Source organism: Luteolibacter sp. Populi (assembly GCF_040801775.1).
Classification (GTDB): Bacteria; Verrucomicrobiota; Verrucomicrobiia; order Verrucomicrobiales; family Akkermansiaceae; genus Haloferula.
In genome coordinates this window covers 6,607,750-6,621,535 of record NZ_CP161812.1, presented here as the reverse complement: position 1 = coordinate 6,621,535, position 13,786 = coordinate 6,607,750, and the positions used below count along the sequence as shown (strand labels likewise).

The following is a 13,786-nucleotide window of genomic DNA, read 5'->3' as shown; positions in this document are numbered from 1 at the left end:
GCCCGCCACCAAGGGTACGTAGTCCCGCCTTCAGGCGGACGAAGCCACCCCAGAAGCCCGCCACCCTCTCGCGGCCACGCCGCCTTCGACTGCTGCGGCTCGCCGCAGCCAGGAAGTAGCGCGGCTCTCCAGAGCCACGGCTGCTCACGTCCGCGGACACCAAAAGCTGTCGCTCCACCCCCATCTCTCCCCAAACCAATCACGCGGCTGTCTCCTCCAGCCGCCCCCATCCGCGGCTCTGGAGAGCCGCGCTACTTCTTCGGTCGCAACACCCCATCAATCGCCGCCAGCAGGGACTTCTCCCCCTTCACATCCTGATCCAGCGACCAGATCATCACCCCGCCATACCCCTCGTCCATCACCAGCTTGGTCTTCGCCTGGATCGTCGGGATGCCGTTGTACCAGATCGTCTCCCCCGACTGATCCACCGTGTGCCCCTCGGGAAACCGCGCCACCACATCTGCATAGGAATACCCCGACTTCCGGAACGCCGGGCCAAAGCCATACCCATAGAACGGCACCCCCAAAACCGCCTTCGACTTGTCCAAGCCACGGCCGGTCCAGTACTTCGTCGCCTCCTTCGCGAACTCCAGCGAGGAGTGCTGGCCATGCCGGTTTGGATCCCAGGTGCCGGTCGCATCATACGCCATGATGTTGAGGAAATCGAGCTGCCCGAGCACCGCATCCGGCACCCGGTCGCCGCCGTAGCCTTTCGACAGCGCCGCGGTCAGCAGCAGCTTCTTCGCCTTCGTCGCCTTGGACAGCTCCTCCATGAAGCCGCCGTAGGTGCCGGTGATCGCCGGCCCCTCGATGTCCACGTCGATCCCGTCGAAGCGGTGCTTCTCCAGATATGCTATGAGCTTCTCGACGAAAGCCTTCCGACCCTCCTCGCCCATCAGCTTCTCGTAGCGCGCCTTCAGCTCCTCATTCGAGGAAGCCGAGCCGCCGCCGATCGAGATCAGGACCTTCACCTTCGCCGCCCTCGCGTGCTTGATCAGTTCCGCATTGCGCGGGTTGAAGGACAGCTCGCCCGTATCGTCCTTCGGATTCTCGAAGGCGATGTTCACGTGCGTGAGTTTGTCGAACTCGATCGTCTTGGCAAACTCGCTCAAATTTCCCCAGTTCGGCACGTAGGCGACCACTCGCTTGCGCTCTTGGGCGCTGCACGGGTGGGCGAGCAGGAGGACGGCGGCGAGGAGCCCGGGGAAGGGAGAGGTGGTCATCGGGAACTTGGGTTTTAGGTTCCGGCCAAATCGCCGGGCTTGTGAAACGTGCCGCCACTCCGCTTTATTTCGGAACCGCGTTGCCCATGTCTGCCATCTCCACCGCACCACTCGACCTCGCCGGCATGGTCAGCCACCTCCTGGGCATGCTCCAGCATCTGCCCGATTGCCCCACGGAACTGGAACTGCGCGAGGCCTGCAACGCCCTCTTCTCCGCCAGCCTGCTCAAGGAAGAAGGCCGCGCCGTCCGCGCCCGCGTGATCATCGCGCCGCCCGAAGCCTTCGGCACCGACAGCGGCCCGCCGGATGGCGTGCACGCGATGCGCCTGACCGTGCCGCACCCCTTCAACCCGAACGAGATCAAGCGTCTCAGCCCGGCCGCCAGCTTCTTCCACTCCGCCGTCGCGATCTGGCCGGTCAAGGGCCGCGGCTTCCGGATCTGGGGCATCCTCAATACCGGGCCGCGCTGGATGAACATGGTCGCCGGCGGCCGCAAGCCGGTGGGCGATGGCATCCCCCACCCGATCATCCACGTCCGCGATCCCGGCTGGCTGCTCTTCTACCACAACTACCAGCTCATCGGCGAATGGCGCGGGCGCGAGTTCCACGGCCCGCGGCTCGATGTCTTCGCATCTCCCCTGCTCAACGAACGCTTCGCCCAACTGCGGCGCAACATGGTCGCCGAGCTGGCCGAGGACTGCCTGCCGCCGAACCTGGAGCAGGAAGCCTACGCCGAACTCGCCCACCTGATCTCGCTCCATTTCGTCAAGCGAGTCATCAACCTCGTCCGCACCAGCGGCCACGGCGGCAGCGTCGTCTTCCTGCCCGAAGGCGCGCGGGGCATCGAGACCGCGACCCGCTGGATCGACTGCAAATACACCGCGCAGGCGGACGATGCCGGGATGCGCTTCCCGCATCTCATGAGATCGATCATCCACCGCATCGGCACGCTTTGCCCTCCGGGTTCGACCCTTGAAGACGCCGCACAAATCTTCCGCACCAGCAAGGACCGCGAGCTCGACCGGCTGGAGGAAGCCTTCTTCGAGCTGGCCCGCTTCTTCTCCGACCTGATGCAGGTGGACGGCGCGATGGTCGTGGACCAGCGGGTCTGCGTGATCGGCTTCGGCGGGGAGATCCGCGTGGACCGCAATGTCTTCCAAGTCAGCCAAGCCCACGACCTGGCGGGCAACAAGCTCACCAACTGGAATGTCCAGGCCGACGGCACCCGCCACCGCGCCGTCTACCGGCTCTGCTCGGTGGAGCCGGAGGTGATCGGCTTCGTCATCTCCCAGGACAGCCAAGTGCGGATGATCGCGAACGTGAATGAGTCGGTGATCTTCTGGATGCACTCGGTGGTCTAGGCGCGGGCCTTACCCACATCGTTCGTTCTCCCCACGATCCCGACGCCACCTCCTCACGGACGGCCCCACTGGGATGCCCCGGCGGAAAAGCCGTCCCCCGAAACGGGACGCCACCCATCCCCCGGAACGGGACGGGACCCATCCCCCGAAACGGTACGCCACCCGTCCCCCAAAACGGGGCACAAAGGTTCCCCCTTTAAGGGTACCCCATTTAAGGAAGTATTACGCACGACCTTCGTGCGCACTACGCGGCGTCACTTCTTTTCCTCAAGAAGCTTGAGCACGGCATCGAGCTTGGTGCGGAGCTCGTCGATCTCGACCTTGGTGGCCGACTCGGCGGCGTCCTTGGCAGCATCGGCCTGCTTCGCTTCCTGAATGGCGCGCTGGACTTCGGCGGAATAGGCGGATTCGGCGGCGCGGTGGACCTGTTCGGAGAGCATCGTGTCCGCCATCTGCTTGGCCTTGGCGGTCTGGAAGTCCACGTTGTTGCGCAGCTCGTCGAGGTGCTGCTTCACCTCATCGAGGCGCGGCGCTTCGTTCGGGTTCCCGGGCTTCACCTCGAAGCGGCGGGTGTAGGTGCGCAACGGCTCGGGACTGCCGAAGGAGGACTTGTAGAAGAGCCGGCTGCCCCCCTTGGGGCCTTGCTCCTCGCGCTTGCCGAGGGTGACGGTGGCTTCCTTGACCTCGCCCTTGCGGAGGTAGGTCAGCTTCACGCTGTCGCCTTCCTTGTGGTTGGCCACCAGCACGGAAAGCTGGCGCGGGTGGATCAGGATCTGGTCGTCCAGCTTCATCAGCACGTCGCTCTTCGCCAGCCCTGCCTTCGCCGCCGGGCCATCGGCGACGACGCCTTCCACGCCGAGGCCGGTGTCCTCATCGAGGGGCAGATGCGCGGCGAGTTCGTGCGGGACGGGGATGGCGGAGACGCCGAGGAAGGTCACCGGTCCGCTGCGCTGCAGGGGCTCGTCGAAGACGCCGCCGCTACCCGCGAAAGCGAGGCGCAGCGGCGCTTTCGACATGTCGAGCGCCTCGAAGGTCTCGGCGGTAAGATCTTCCCCACCGCCACCGGTCGTACCCTCGCTGCTGTCCATCTCAGCGCCGGCAAGCCCGCCGTTCCCGTCGCTGGCGAGGACGATGGTGGTGTCTCGATCCACCTCCGGCAGTTCGAGGATGGTGGTGCTCTGGGCCGCCGCCAGCCCGGACAGGGCGGCGAGCAGGCAGTAGGTCGTGGTGCTTGTTTTCATCGTATCGTTGGTTGAAAGGTTCAGTAAATGGGCAGGGAGACGGGCAGGACTTCCTCGCGCAGGCGGCCTTCCTTGACCGGTTCTCCGCCGTCCGCGCTGGCATAGACGACCTCGTTGATCCAGCGGGTGCGGATCAGGCGGACCGGCATGTTGTTCTCGTCCTCGACGATGCCGAGGTCGGCGACGTCCATGAGGTGCTGGAGGCTGGTCACCGGCTGGGGCTCTTCTACTTTCGCCATGTCCGGCGCGATGGATGCGGGCTGGTCCCGCGGAATCAGGGCGATGGCCAGAACCGCTGCGGCGGCCAAGGGGGCCCAGAGGTAGATCACGCGGCGCGAGCGCTTCGGCTGCGGCCTGGCGGCGCGGAGGCGGGCCATGAGGGCGTCATCGGGCGCGGCGGGTTGGAGCCGGCCCAGCAGGGCTTCGATTCCTTCGTCTTTCATATCGTGCAAATGCTGAGGATTTGGCGCAGGGCGTCGAGGGCCAGGCGGTAGCGGGAGGCGGCGGTGCCGGGCGGGATATCGAGGGCGACGGCGACCTCCGCGAAGGTCAGGCCGCCCCAGAATTTCAGGCTCAGGACCTCGCGCTGGGCATCGGGGAGCTTGCGGATCTCCTGCTCCAGCAGGGCGGTCATCTCCGCGTCTTCCAGCGGGCCGGAGAAGAGGTCGGGGGCTTCGCTGGCCTTCTCGCGGATGGTGCGGCGGTCGGTGCGGCGGGCGAGGTCGATGGCGCGGCGGTGGATGGTGGCGAAGACCAGGGCGTTGTCCGGGCGGCCACCGGCGCGTTTCCAAGTCTCCACCAGGGCTTCCTGGAGCACGTCCTCCGCGTCCTGGCCGCAGCGGGTCTGCTGGCGGGCGAAGAGCAGAAAGCGCCCGGCGTGCTCGCCGAGCCAGTCGTTCCAGTCTTGTTCCGTGTCGCGGTTTGCCATGGGGGAGACGGGGTCTCACCCATGACAGCGCCGCCCCTGCGCAGATTTATCACGCGTGGCAGTAGAAAAGCACGATCCCCGGCGCGTATGATCCGGCGATGCTCCGCCTGATCCTCTCTTCCGCGCTCCTTTCCGCCCCGCTGCATGCCGCGACCCCGCTGATGAAGGAATTCATCGGGCTCAACGGCCACACGGTCCAATTCAAGCCGGAGCTGTATGCCCCGGCGGCGAAGATGGTGCGGGACTACCATCCGGTGGAGTGGGACCTGGGGAAGGAGACGTCCGTGCTGCCGGAGTTTCCTTTCGCGAAGAACCGCGTGGACTGGAGCGGGGTTTACGGTTCTTGGCAGAAGCATGGGCTTACGACGGATGCGTGCCTGATGTTCGAGTCGATCCCGCAGGCGGAGTGGAAGAATCTGGAGCCGGACCTGAAGGCTTACGGAACAGCCTTCGCGAAGGAGTTCGGGCCGACGGGGGCGCGCAAGCTGGTGGAGTCGGTAGAGATCGGCAACGAGCCGGGCAAGTGGAGCGATCCGGACTACGCAAAAGTCTTCAAGGCGATGGCGGAGGGTGTGCGTGCGGGCGATCCGAAGCTGAAGATCGGCACTTGCAACCTGACCACCGGCAAGAGCGGCGACTATGAGAAGAGCGTGGCTTGTCTCGAGGGCCTGGTGCCGCTGGTGGATGTGCTGACGATCCACAGCTACGCGCAGCTTGAGAACTGGCCGACCTGGAAGCGCAGCTACCCGGAGGATCCGGCGCTGCCGAAGTATCTGAAGGACATCGAGGCGCTGTGCCAGTGGCGGGACCAGCATGCGAAGGGCAAGCCGGTGTGGATCACGGAATTCGGCTACGACAGCACGACGAAGCCGCAGGAAACGAGCGGCGACTTCAAGCAGTGGGTTGGCGTGACGGACGAGCAGCAGGCGCAGTGGATCGTGAGGTCCTTATTGGTGTTCTCGGCGATGCCGGTGGAGCGGGCGTATATCTATTTCTTCAACGACGAGGACAAGGCGAGCCTGCATGCGAGCGCGGGGCTGACGCGGAACTGGAAGCCGAAGCCTTCCTTCCATGCGGTGACGCACTTGCAGAAGACCTTGGGGGACTATCGGTTCAAACGGGTGGTTCGGAACGAGGCGGGCAAGGTGCGGGTGCAGGAGTATGAGCACGGCAGCACGCCGGGGAAGAAGGTGTGGGCGGTGTGGTCGCCGACCGGGGATGGGAAGAAGGTGGAGGTGAGCTTGGACGGGCTGCCGGGGAAGGTGTTCGGGATCTCGACGATGCCTCTAACAGAGGGGAAGGAGCCGGAAGCGGGACGCTTCAAGGCGACGCCGACCAACAGCTTGGGGCTGGAGGTTGGAGGGAGTCCGGTTTATGTGATGTTTGAGTGAGGGGGGGAGATGCGAACATCGAACATCGAATGAACAGCCGAAGGAAAGGCACTTGGCCGATGGGGCCGGGCGGCGCCCGTTCACCACGTCTTGTCGGCCTAACGCGCCAGCGCCCGGGAGCGCGGAGGCACTGCCCCGCAGAAGCAGGCATGACAGCGCGATGATCGTGGAAAGCGCCGTGGCTTTGCTACCTGCCTTTCCGTGCCGACCCATCGAGGGACCATTCTGCGGGGCGGAGCCTCCGCGGTCCCGGGGGGCAGGCATTGCTTCGATGCCTTGGCTTGGAGCGGAAGCCAAGGCCTTGCTGGCGATTGCGATCCACGTCTTTGGGCCGTGCTGCCGGGGACCGTGCTGCGGGGCAGAGCCTCCGCGCTCCCGGGGGCAGGCATTGCTTCGATGCCTTGGCTTGGAGCGGAAGCCAAGGCCTTGCTGGCGATTGCGATCCACGTCTTTGGGCCGTGGTGCCGGGGACCGTGCTGCGGGCGGAGCCTCCGCGGTCCCGGGGGGCAGGCATGGGGCGGGCTTTCGGGGGGACCGTTCTGCCGGGCAGTGCCCGGCGCTCCCAGTAGGGCCGTGCGTGCTGGCGGCGCGAAAGCAATCTGCGATCCTATGGTTGGGCGGTGGTGTTGCCGTTGAGGCGCAGCATGGTCGCGGCGACAGCTACCATTTGTTCGGGAGTCTGGGACTCCGCGAAGTTTTGGAAGGCCATGCCGCTTTGGGCCGATATCAGTTTGATGGAATCCCCGTCGAATTCAAACTTGAGGGGGCTCTCCTTCTTCACCATGCAGGTTTTGCGGTCTCCGGTCCAGATCACCACGTTGTCCTCGATCGTGATGCCGCGCTTGTCGGCCGCGGCGGAAACGCGGTCACCCCGCAGTTCAGTGCCGTCGGCGAAGGTGATGCGAACCTTGCCTTTGGCGGAGGTGCCATTGTCTTCCTCGGCTTCGATGCGGGCACCGGGCGGGAGCAGGTCGAGGATGGTCTTGCGGGTCCCGCGTTTGGCACCGGCGGTTCCGGCTTGTTGATCGATGGAAACGGATGAGGTGGCGCTGCCGGGGGATCCGGAGCGGGAGGTGGTGCCGGGGTTTTCCGGGTCGTCCGAAGAGGGTTTGAAGAGGAGCAGCGCGATGATTGCGGCGGCAAGCAGGGCTAGGGCGAGGGTTTTTGTCATCCTGCGGGTCATGCTTGCAGATTCTGCGATGGGGAGTTTGAAGGCAAGCGGAGAGGAGCGTGGGTTATGTTGCTGCGAGCCGCAGCAACCACGGCCTGCCCCGGGCCAGCTACTTTGCAGCCTCGGCTTGGACGCTCCATTTTCCTGCGTCGTGGCGCAAGATCACGGGCTTGCTGCGGATCAGAATGAGCTTCGGCTCAAAGTTTTCGTCGACAGCTTCGATAACCGGCACCTCGCCTATGTCCTCGATGAATTCCGTTCCGGTTTGCCGTTCGCCCACGGAGGGTCCGAAGCCGTTTTCCTGCCGAAGTTCGGAGAACGCGGCGACTACCGAAAGCCCGGTGAATTTCTTGCCAGCCGCAAGAGCCAGCAGGTTCCTCGGATCGACGGTAAAACTCCAGCTTCCGCGCTCCCCTTTCTTCACGAGAACGAATATCGACTTCACTCCTCCGAATGTTGCTCCGCCCCGATCCTCCGCTGTTAGAGGAACTCCATCGGCAGCGAATTGAAAGAGGAACGGCGTGATATCGTTGCGGCGGTGTTCGATCTGGCAGGAGACATCGCGATCCTCGGCCTCGATGGCCAGATCGAAGCGCAGGCGTCCCTCGGGAAGCGGCACGATGCCGAATGACAGCGAGGTGCCTTGAGCCGTGGACGGGATGTCCGCCGCGGGCCGTGCCTTGCCGACTCCTGTGTACCATCGCGGATTCGGGACCACCGCGAGGAGCCCCTTCTGCACTTTGTCGCGCTCGGCGAATTGATAGACCTCGGGAATGGCTTGATCATAGAGAGGCAGCTTCTTCTCCTTGTCGCCATTGACGATCGTGCCGGAGTTGGCCACCCGGAATGGCGCGCCCAATGGGAACCATGTGGGCGGGATGTCTTCTCCGGACGCTCGGGTGGAGAGGGTGAAACATGCGATCCAGCCGCAGATGAGCATTCCGGGGAGTTTCATGGTCGGCAGTATAAAGCCGGGGGCGGGCGAAATTGTCGCTTGGTGAAGCGGCTGCGGCTGTGGCGATGCCCGGCGGCAGGAGCGCCCACTTTCCTTATAGGGCCTCGTGAAGAAAGCGCAGGAGGAGGGCCGTGCAGATGCGGGCGAGGGCGGGGTTGTAGCGGGGGCCTTCGTCGCGGAGGAAGGCGTGGGCGGCGTTGAATTCGTGCCACTCGAAGGGGATGGCGGATTCCTCGAGGGCGCGGTGGATGAGGTCGCGGCCTTCCTTCGGGATGTGGGGGTCCTGGAGGCCCCAGACGAAGAGGAGCGAGGCTTTCATGCTGGCGATGCGCTTGAGGGTGTCGTCGGACTTGCCGGCACCGAGGGTGGCGGAGTGGACATCGGTGGGGTAGTAGGCGGCGACGGCGGAGATGGCTTCGTGATAACCGGCGCGGAGGGCGAGGTGGCCGCCGAGGCAGACGCCGTAGCTGGCGATCTTCCCGGTGCAGGAGGGGTGGCTGCGGAGCCAGGTGGCGAGGACGTCGACGTCTTCGTCATAGGAGGCGAGTTCCTTGGTGAATTTGAGTTCATTGCCGCGGTCGGAGCCGGGTTGGTCGTAGGCGAGGACGCTGCCGAGGGGCTCGAACTCGTGATAAACCTCGGGGACGGCGACGAGGTAGCCCTCCCCTGCCAAGGCGGCGGCCATGCGGCGGATGGGGCCGGTGACTTGGAAGATCTCAGAGAAGAAGATGACGGCGGGGTAGGTGCCGGGAGCCGTGGGGGTGAAGGTGTGGACGCGCATGGGGCCGCGCGTGGTGGGGAGATCGGAGAAGGATTCGGTGAGGGTGGACATGGGGGGATGATGGAGGAATTGGAGAATTGGGGAATTAAGGAATTGGGCGGACGTCCACGGTCGCGGCTCTGGAGAGCCGCGCTACATCCGGGTTTGGCAAGCGGGCGGGGACGATTAGAATCGCGGCATGTCTGGGACGATCGGCACGGTTGAGAAGACCGCGGGAAAGCGGATGGGACTCTATTCCGGGTTGATCTTCGGGGCGTGGATGACGGTGTTCTATGCCTTCAGATCGACTCCGTGGTACACAGCGTTCCTACCGGGGATTTTGGCGGGCGTCGTGTTCGGGGTCTTCGTGGGCTGGTTGGGCCGGCGCAAGGCGAAGACGCTCACGATCACGCGTCCGAACCTGGGTAATGAGGCCCTGATCTTCGAAGGGCCTGCCAATCGCCTGGAGGGGGCCAAGGGCGCGGGCGGTTATCTTTTCCTTACCAGCTCGCGGCTGCTTTTCGTTTCACCTGGTGAAAGCCCGCAAGGTGAGAACGTGGAGATCCGCTTGGCCGAGATCGGTGACGTGGAGGCGACGCAAACGCTCGGGCTGATCTCGAACGGGCTGCTGCTCTCGCTGCATTCGGGAAAGAGCGAACGGTTTGTCGTCAGCAACCACGAGACATGGTGCGAGAAGATCCGCCTGGCAATCGCCGGCGCAACCCGGGCCGCGGTATGACGACTTATCTCGCGCTGCTGCGGGGCATCAATGTCTCCGGGAAGAACATGCTGAAGATGCCGGCCTTGAAGGGCTGCCTGGAGGCGCTGGGCTGCGAGGAGGTGCGGACTTATCTGCAGAGCGGGAATGCGGTGTTCCGGGCGAAGCGGGAGACGCCCGCGAAACTGAGTGCGCGGATCGAGGCGGCGCTGCAGAAGGATCACGGGGTGGATGCGCCGGTGCTGGTGCTGGAGGAGAAGGATCTCGAGGCGATCGCGAGCGGCAATCCGCTGCTGCCGAAGTCGGGCGGATATGAGGAGACGCACTACCACGCGACCTTCCTCTTCGATCCGGTGACGGAGGCGCGATTCAAGGAGTTGAAGCTGCCGGCGGCAGAGGGCGAGCAGGCGGTGTGGATGAAGGGCGCGATCCTGCTGCATTGCCCGCATGGGTATGGGAAAACGAAGCTGAACAACAATTGGTTCGAGCGGGCCTTGAAGGTGCGGGCGACGACGCGCAACTGGCGGTCGGTGCTGGCGCTGCGGGAGATGTGCAAGACGCCATGAAGATCCAGCCGCCAACATCCGAAGATATTCCGGTATGGCTGGCCCTGAGGCAGGCGCTGTGGCCGCACGGTCCCGCCGCGGAACATGTGGAGGAGATGGTGTTATACGGCGGCGGGGATCCTGAGATGGCGGTGTTCCTGGCATTCGATGATGAGGGGGCCGGGTGCGGGTTTGCAGAGGCCTGCCTGAGATCGCATGCGGAGGACTGCACGACCCGCCCGGTGGGATATCTGGAGGGGATTTTCGTTTTACCGGAGCAGCGTGGCCGCGGGATCGGGCGGGCTCTGGTGACGGCGGTGCAGGATTGGGCGGTGGCTTGTGGATGCCGTGAGATGGCTTCGGATTGCCTGCATGAGAATGTGGAGAGCATCGAGTTCCACAAGCGGCTGGGTTTCGAGGTGGTGGATACGCTGGTGCATTTCCGGAGAGGGATTGTTTGAAGCGTCTCGGGCGGATCATGACTCCCGGTCCCCCTACAGGGGACGACAGCCGAGTTTCGACGAATCCAGGTTTCACCTGGGGCTGTCTCCCTGCCGCCCCTTCGGGGCTTTTGACGCGTGATCCGTCGAGGGGGCGGATTGGTTGACCTTGTCATCCGCGCGGAAAACAGCGACCACCTACTAAACCCTTAAGCGAATCCGACGTTCTTAGCATGCGCTCATCCTCCATCGTATCCCTGGTGATTGCCGCGGCGGCTTCGCTGGCATTTTCGCCGGCACTCCACGCCGCCGCCAATGTCGTGAAAGGACGGGGCAATGCCGAACAGGGTTTCAAACTCGATCCGATCGCCCCGCCTGCCATCAACGACGCCGCCGCCAAGGCGGTTTTCACGTTGGTCGATGGCGCGAAGGATGAGGCGAGCGGCGATCTCTCCGTGCTCACGGACGGCAAGGTGCCCACGGCGGAAAACCAGTCGGCCTCGAATTTCTTTTTCGACTTGGGCATGGATGGCGGGCGCCTCGCCGTCGATCTCGGCGAATCCGTCCCGGTAAAATCCGTGGCCACTTACTCTTGGCAGGGCGGCGTCTGCGGTCCTCAGGTTTACAAGCTCTACGCGTCCTCCGGGCGCAGCAAGGAATTCGACGCCGCTCCGAAACGCGGCACCGACCCGACCAAGAGCGGTTGGGTGCTGCTGGCGGAGGTGGACACCCGCCCGGCAGATGGGCCGGCCGGCGGCCAGTACGCCGCTGAAATCAGCAGCAAGGGCTCGAGGTCCCTCGGCGACTACCGCTTCCTGCTCTTCGATGTCGAACGCCCCTCCGAGAGCGGTCCCAAGGCCAACACATTCTTCAGCGAGATCGACGTCATCAGCGCCCGGGGCCCGGAGATCGAGCGGCTCAATCCGGATGCGAAAATCGTCAAGGAGTACAAGTCCAAGGATGGCAAATACCGCTACATCATCATCTCCACCGAAGCGCCCGATCTAACGGAGTGGACCGACAAGGAACTCGCGCCGGTGATCGAGGAATGGTATCCGAAGCTGGTCGAAATGATGCCGAGCAAGGGCTACCGCGCCCCGGATGTCGTCACCTTCGAATACAAGCGTGGCATCGACCCGCCTGCCTACGCCGCCGGGAACCGAATCACGATGAAAGTCGAGTTCTACCGGGATCAGCTCAAGGGGGAAGCCAAGGGCTGCACGATCCACGAGATGGGCCACGTGGTGCAGAATTACTGGCGTGCGAACCAGACCAACCGCCGGCCGAAGGAAACCCCGGGCTGGGTGACCGAAGGCATCTGCGATTACGTCCGCTGGTTCCTCTACGAGCCGAAGAGCAAAGGTGCCGGCGTGGGCCGGGATCAGGCGGAGCGGGTGAAATACAGCGATAGCTACCGCACCACCGGCAACTTCCTCGACTGGGTCGTGACAGCAAAGGATGAGGGCCTCCTCCAGAAGCTCAACGCCGTCGCCCGCGAGGGCGATTACGAGGAGAAGCTCTGGAAGGAATGGACCGGCAAGACCCTCGAAGAGCTGGATGCCGAGTGGAAGGAAGCCATCAAGAAGGGGAAGCGGGTGCAGTGATGAGGGTGAAATTGGCGATTGGAGATTGGGCTATTGGGTTTTGATCCCTCGTCGACGACTCGAGATCAATTCTCCCGAAGGTGAGGAGAATCATCACTTGCCCCACATGAGACGTCCCTTCAGGACACACTACGCTTCCGCCAGCTGACCCGGGACTGCGTCCCGGGCTGTTATAAGCCGTCCCGTTGGGACGAAGAGGTTGAGTCGTCCCGTCGGGACCGGGAGACTGTGGCCGGGGACAGGAATGTCCCCTCCCCTTATGAAAGTTCGCCGTTGAAGAAGACCTTGATGAATTTCATGCCCTTCTCGGTGTCGAAGCCCCGCTCCAGGACTTCCGAATCCTGATCGGCGAAGCCGGGCTTGACGTGGATTTCGACGCCGGTGTCGAGCTTGACGATGGTGCCGATGCGCTTCCTGGCCTTGGTGACGTCTTTCTTGGAGATCTCGAAGGAGTCATCGAAGCGCTGGCCCTGCTCTTCCTCGACCTTCTCCTTGTGCTTGCGGAATTTCTCGACGGCTTCGGGGGTGCGCAGGACTTGCTCCTCGTATTCCTGGAGGCTGAATTGTTCCTTGCCCTCGAAGTAGCTGAGCGCGTCCTTGGCGGCGCTGGCGGCTTCCCATGGGGGCGTGTCGTCGTTGGTGTCCTGGCCGCGTTCCTCGCGATCTTCCTTCTTGGCCTTCTCCTCTTCCTTGGCGAAGGCGACGGCCATGTTGGTGAACTTGTTAGTGAGGAAGGGGCTGTCGGTGACGGCGACAACGCCGAGGAAATCGCGGACCCAGAAGCGGGAATCGCTGCCGGTGCGGTCGAAGGTGAGGACGTGGTAGCCCTTGTTCGGGTGGTGATTGAGGATCAGGCAGCCCTTGTCGATTTTCTCCGGGTTGATGCCCTGCTCGGTGTGGAGATGGAGGTCGCCGTCCTTGGTGGAGATGCTGAGGAAGGGCACGACGCTCTCCGACTTCAGGATGCAGATGGCCTGGACCAGGGTGCCATTGATTTCGACGCCCTCGACCAGCGCGACGCAGAGATCGCCGGACTTGATGTTCGGGTGATTGGACTTCGAGTAGAGGCGCTTGGCGATATCGCAGCCTTTCTCCAACAGGCCGTCCGGGGCGTCGAAGATCGACTTCGCGCACTGGTTCATCTCGTGCTGGTCGAGCGAGGAGTGGTGATTGAAGCGGTAGCCGGCGAGGTTTTTGAACGGCTTTACGAAGAGCGAGGTCAGCGCGCTCTGGTCCTCCTCCGCGACGACGAAGACGCGCTTGGAAGTCTGGAGGGGTTCCTCGCGCTGGGGGTGACCGACTTTCGCGAGGACGAGGCGGGTGACGGCGGCGGAAGTGAAGCGGATCTTAGCGGACATGCGGGGCGGCGAGATTAGAAAGGGTCCGCCCGCCGTGCAAGACTGGTTGATCAATTCAAACAGTATGCTAAAAGGTATGGGCTGCCCACCC

14 protein-coding genes are annotated in these 13,786 nt (G+C 63.9%); 6 read left to right on the top strand and 8 right to left on the bottom strand.

What is annotated here, in order from left to right:
* Nucleotides 1–251: 251 nt before the first annotated feature.
* Nucleotides 252–1,223 (bottom strand): glycosyl hydrolase family 18 protein, encoded by a 972-nt coding sequence (locus ABWK72_RS27050; protein ID WP_367872706.1) that lies wholly within the window; start codon nt 1,221–1,223, stop codon nt 252–254.
* Nucleotides 1,224–1,309: 86 nt separating this feature from the next.
* Here ABWK72_RS27050 and ABWK72_RS27045 point away from each other — a divergent pair, with 86 nt between their 5' ends.
* Entirely contained in the window at nt 1,310–2,584 is a 1,275-nt protein-coding gene (locus ABWK72_RS27045) for a putative sensor domain DACNV-containing protein (RefSeq protein WP_367872705.1), read from the top strand.
* A 254-nt stretch (nt 2,585–2,838) separates the two neighbouring features.
* Here ABWK72_RS27045 and ABWK72_RS27040 read toward each other — a convergent pair whose 3' ends face one another.
* From ABWK72_RS27040 to ABWK72_RS27030, 3 genes are read right to left on the bottom strand one after another with little or no spacing between them, the layout of a single operon-like run.
* On the bottom strand, nt 2,839–3,825 hold the full coding sequence (locus tag ABWK72_RS27040; protein ID WP_367872704.1) for a S1C family serine protease: 987 nt from the start codon (nt 3,823–3,825) through the stop codon (nt 2,839–2,841).
* A 20-nt stretch (nt 3,826–3,845) separates the two neighbouring features.
* Nucleotides 3,846–4,268: a hypothetical protein gene (locus ABWK72_RS27035; RefSeq protein ID WP_367872703.1), complete on the bottom strand. Its 423-nt coding sequence runs from the start codon at nt 4,266–4,268 to the stop codon at nt 3,846–3,848.
* The gene (locus ABWK72_RS27030; RefSeq protein WP_367872702.1) at nt 4,265–4,753 is read right to left on the bottom strand and encodes an RNA polymerase sigma factor; all 489 of its coding nucleotides are present in this window, start codon (nt 4,751–4,753) and stop codon (nt 4,265–4,267) included. Before ABWK72_RS27030 ends, ABWK72_RS27035 begins: the two co-directional genes overlap by 4 nt.
* Before the next feature lie 98 nt (nt 4,754–4,851).
* Here ABWK72_RS27030 and ABWK72_RS27025 point away from each other — a divergent pair, with 98 nt between their 5' ends.
* Complete coding sequence (locus ABWK72_RS27025) at nt 4,852–6,144, top strand: cellulase family glycosylhydrolase (protein ID WP_367872701.1); 1,293 nt, start codon at nt 4,852–4,854, stop codon at nt 6,142–6,144.
* Between the two features lie 607 nt (nt 6,145–6,751).
* Here the strand turns inward: ABWK72_RS27025 and ABWK72_RS27020 are convergent.
* The 3 genes from ABWK72_RS27020 to ABWK72_RS27010 form a co-directional block, all read right to left on the bottom strand.
* Entirely contained in the window at nt 6,752–7,315 is a 564-nt protein-coding gene (locus ABWK72_RS27020; RefSeq protein ID WP_367872700.1) for a hypothetical protein, read from the bottom strand.
* Nucleotides 7,316–7,424: 109 nt separating this feature from the next.
* Nucleotides 7,425–8,270, bottom strand: a complete 846-nt coding sequence (locus tag ABWK72_RS27015) for a hypothetical protein (RefSeq protein WP_367872699.1) — start codon at nt 8,268–8,270, stop codon at nt 7,425–7,427.
* A 94-nt stretch (nt 8,271–8,364) separates the two neighbouring features.
* Nucleotides 8,365–9,102: a dienelactone hydrolase family protein gene (locus ABWK72_RS27010; RefSeq protein WP_367872698.1), complete on the bottom strand. Its 738-nt coding sequence runs from the start codon at nt 9,100–9,102 to the stop codon at nt 8,365–8,367.
* Between the two features lie 127 nt (nt 9,103–9,229).
* Here ABWK72_RS27010 and ABWK72_RS27005 point away from each other — a divergent pair, with 127 nt between their 5' ends.
* The 4 genes from ABWK72_RS27005 (at nt 9,230) to ABWK72_RS26990 (ending at nt 12,337) form a co-directional block, all read left to right on the top strand.
* Nucleotides 9,230–9,769, top strand: coding sequence for a hypothetical protein (locus ABWK72_RS27005; protein WP_367872697.1), 540 nt, complete (start codon nt 9,230–9,232; stop codon nt 9,767–9,769).
* The gene (locus ABWK72_RS27000; RefSeq protein WP_367872696.1) at nt 9,766–10,314 is read left to right on the top strand and encodes a DUF1697 domain-containing protein; all 549 of its coding nucleotides are present in this window, start codon (nt 9,766–9,768) and stop codon (nt 10,312–10,314) included. The genes ABWK72_RS27005 and ABWK72_RS27000 overlap by 4 nt, the downstream gene beginning before the upstream one ends.
* The gene (locus ABWK72_RS26995) at nt 10,311–10,754 is read left to right on the top strand and encodes a GNAT family N-acetyltransferase (RefSeq protein WP_367872695.1); all 444 of its coding nucleotides are present in this window, start codon (nt 10,311–10,313) and stop codon (nt 10,752–10,754) included. The genes ABWK72_RS27000 and ABWK72_RS26995 overlap by 4 nt, the downstream gene beginning before the upstream one ends.
* A 212-nt stretch (nt 10,755–10,966) precedes the next feature.
* Nucleotides 10,967–12,337, top strand: a complete 1,371-nt coding sequence (locus ABWK72_RS26990; protein ID WP_367872694.1) for a basic secretory protein-like protein — start codon at nt 10,967–10,969, stop codon at nt 12,335–12,337.
* Between the two features lie 257 nt (nt 12,338–12,594).
* Here the strand turns inward: ABWK72_RS26990 and ABWK72_RS26985 are convergent, their stop codons facing one another.
* Nucleotides 12,595–13,695 (bottom strand): nucleoid-associated protein, encoded by a 1,101-nt coding sequence (locus ABWK72_RS26985; RefSeq protein ID WP_367872693.1) that lies wholly within the window; start codon nt 13,693–13,695, stop codon nt 12,595–12,597.
* Nucleotides 13,696–13,786 lie beyond the last annotated feature (91 nt).

Excerpts from the sequence above, each read along its gene's own strand:
- ABWK72_RS27005 (WP_367872697.1), top strand. The coding sequence starts at position 9,230 with ATGTCTGGGACGATCGGCACGGTTGAGAAGACCGCGGGAAAGCGGATG.
- ABWK72_RS27010 (WP_367872698.1), bottom strand. The coding sequence starts at position 9,102 with ATGTCCACCCTCACCGAATCCTTCTCCGATCTCCCCACCACGCGCGGC.
- ABWK72_RS27020 (WP_367872700.1), bottom strand. The coding sequence starts at position 7,315 with ATGACAAAAACCCTCGCCCTAGCCCTGCTTGCCGCCGCAATCATCGCG.
- ABWK72_RS26990 (WP_367872694.1), top strand. The coding sequence starts at position 10,967 with ATGCGCTCATCCTCCATCGTATCCCTGGTGATTGCCGCGGCGGCTTCG.
- ABWK72_RS27000 (WP_367872696.1), top strand. The coding sequence starts at position 9,766 with ATGACGACTTATCTCGCGCTGCTGCGGGGCATCAATGTCTCCGGGAAG.
- ABWK72_RS27015 (WP_367872699.1), bottom strand. The coding sequence starts at position 8,270 with ATGAAACTCCCCGGAATGCTCATCTGCGGCTGGATCGCATGTTTCACC.
- ABWK72_RS27045 (WP_367872705.1), top strand. The coding sequence starts at position 1,310 with ATGTCTGCCATCTCCACCGCACCACTCGACCTCGCCGGCATGGTCAGC.
- ABWK72_RS27025 (WP_367872701.1), top strand. The coding sequence starts at position 4,852 with ATGCTCCGCCTGATCCTCTCTTCCGCGCTCCTTTCCGCCCCGCTGCAT.
- ABWK72_RS27050 (WP_367872706.1), bottom strand. The coding sequence starts at position 1,223 with ATGACCACCTCTCCCTTCCCCGGGCTCCTCGCCGCCGTCCTCCTGCTC.
- ABWK72_RS26995 (WP_367872695.1), top strand. The coding sequence starts at position 10,311 with ATGAAGATCCAGCCGCCAACATCCGAAGATATTCCGGTATGGCTGGCC.
- ABWK72_RS27040 (WP_367872704.1), bottom strand. The coding sequence starts at position 3,825 with ATGAAAACAAGCACCACGACCTACTGCCTGCTCGCCGCCCTGTCCGGG.
- ABWK72_RS27030 (WP_367872702.1), bottom strand. The coding sequence starts at position 4,753 with ATGGCAAACCGCGACACGGAACAAGACTGGAACGACTGGCTCGGCGAG.
- ABWK72_RS26985 (WP_367872693.1), bottom strand. The coding sequence starts at position 13,695 with ATGTCCGCTAAGATCCGCTTCACTTCCGCCGCCGTCACCCGCCTCGTC.
- ABWK72_RS27035 (WP_367872703.1), bottom strand. The coding sequence starts at position 4,268 with ATGAAAGACGAAGGAATCGAAGCCCTGCTGGGCCGGCTCCAACCCGCC.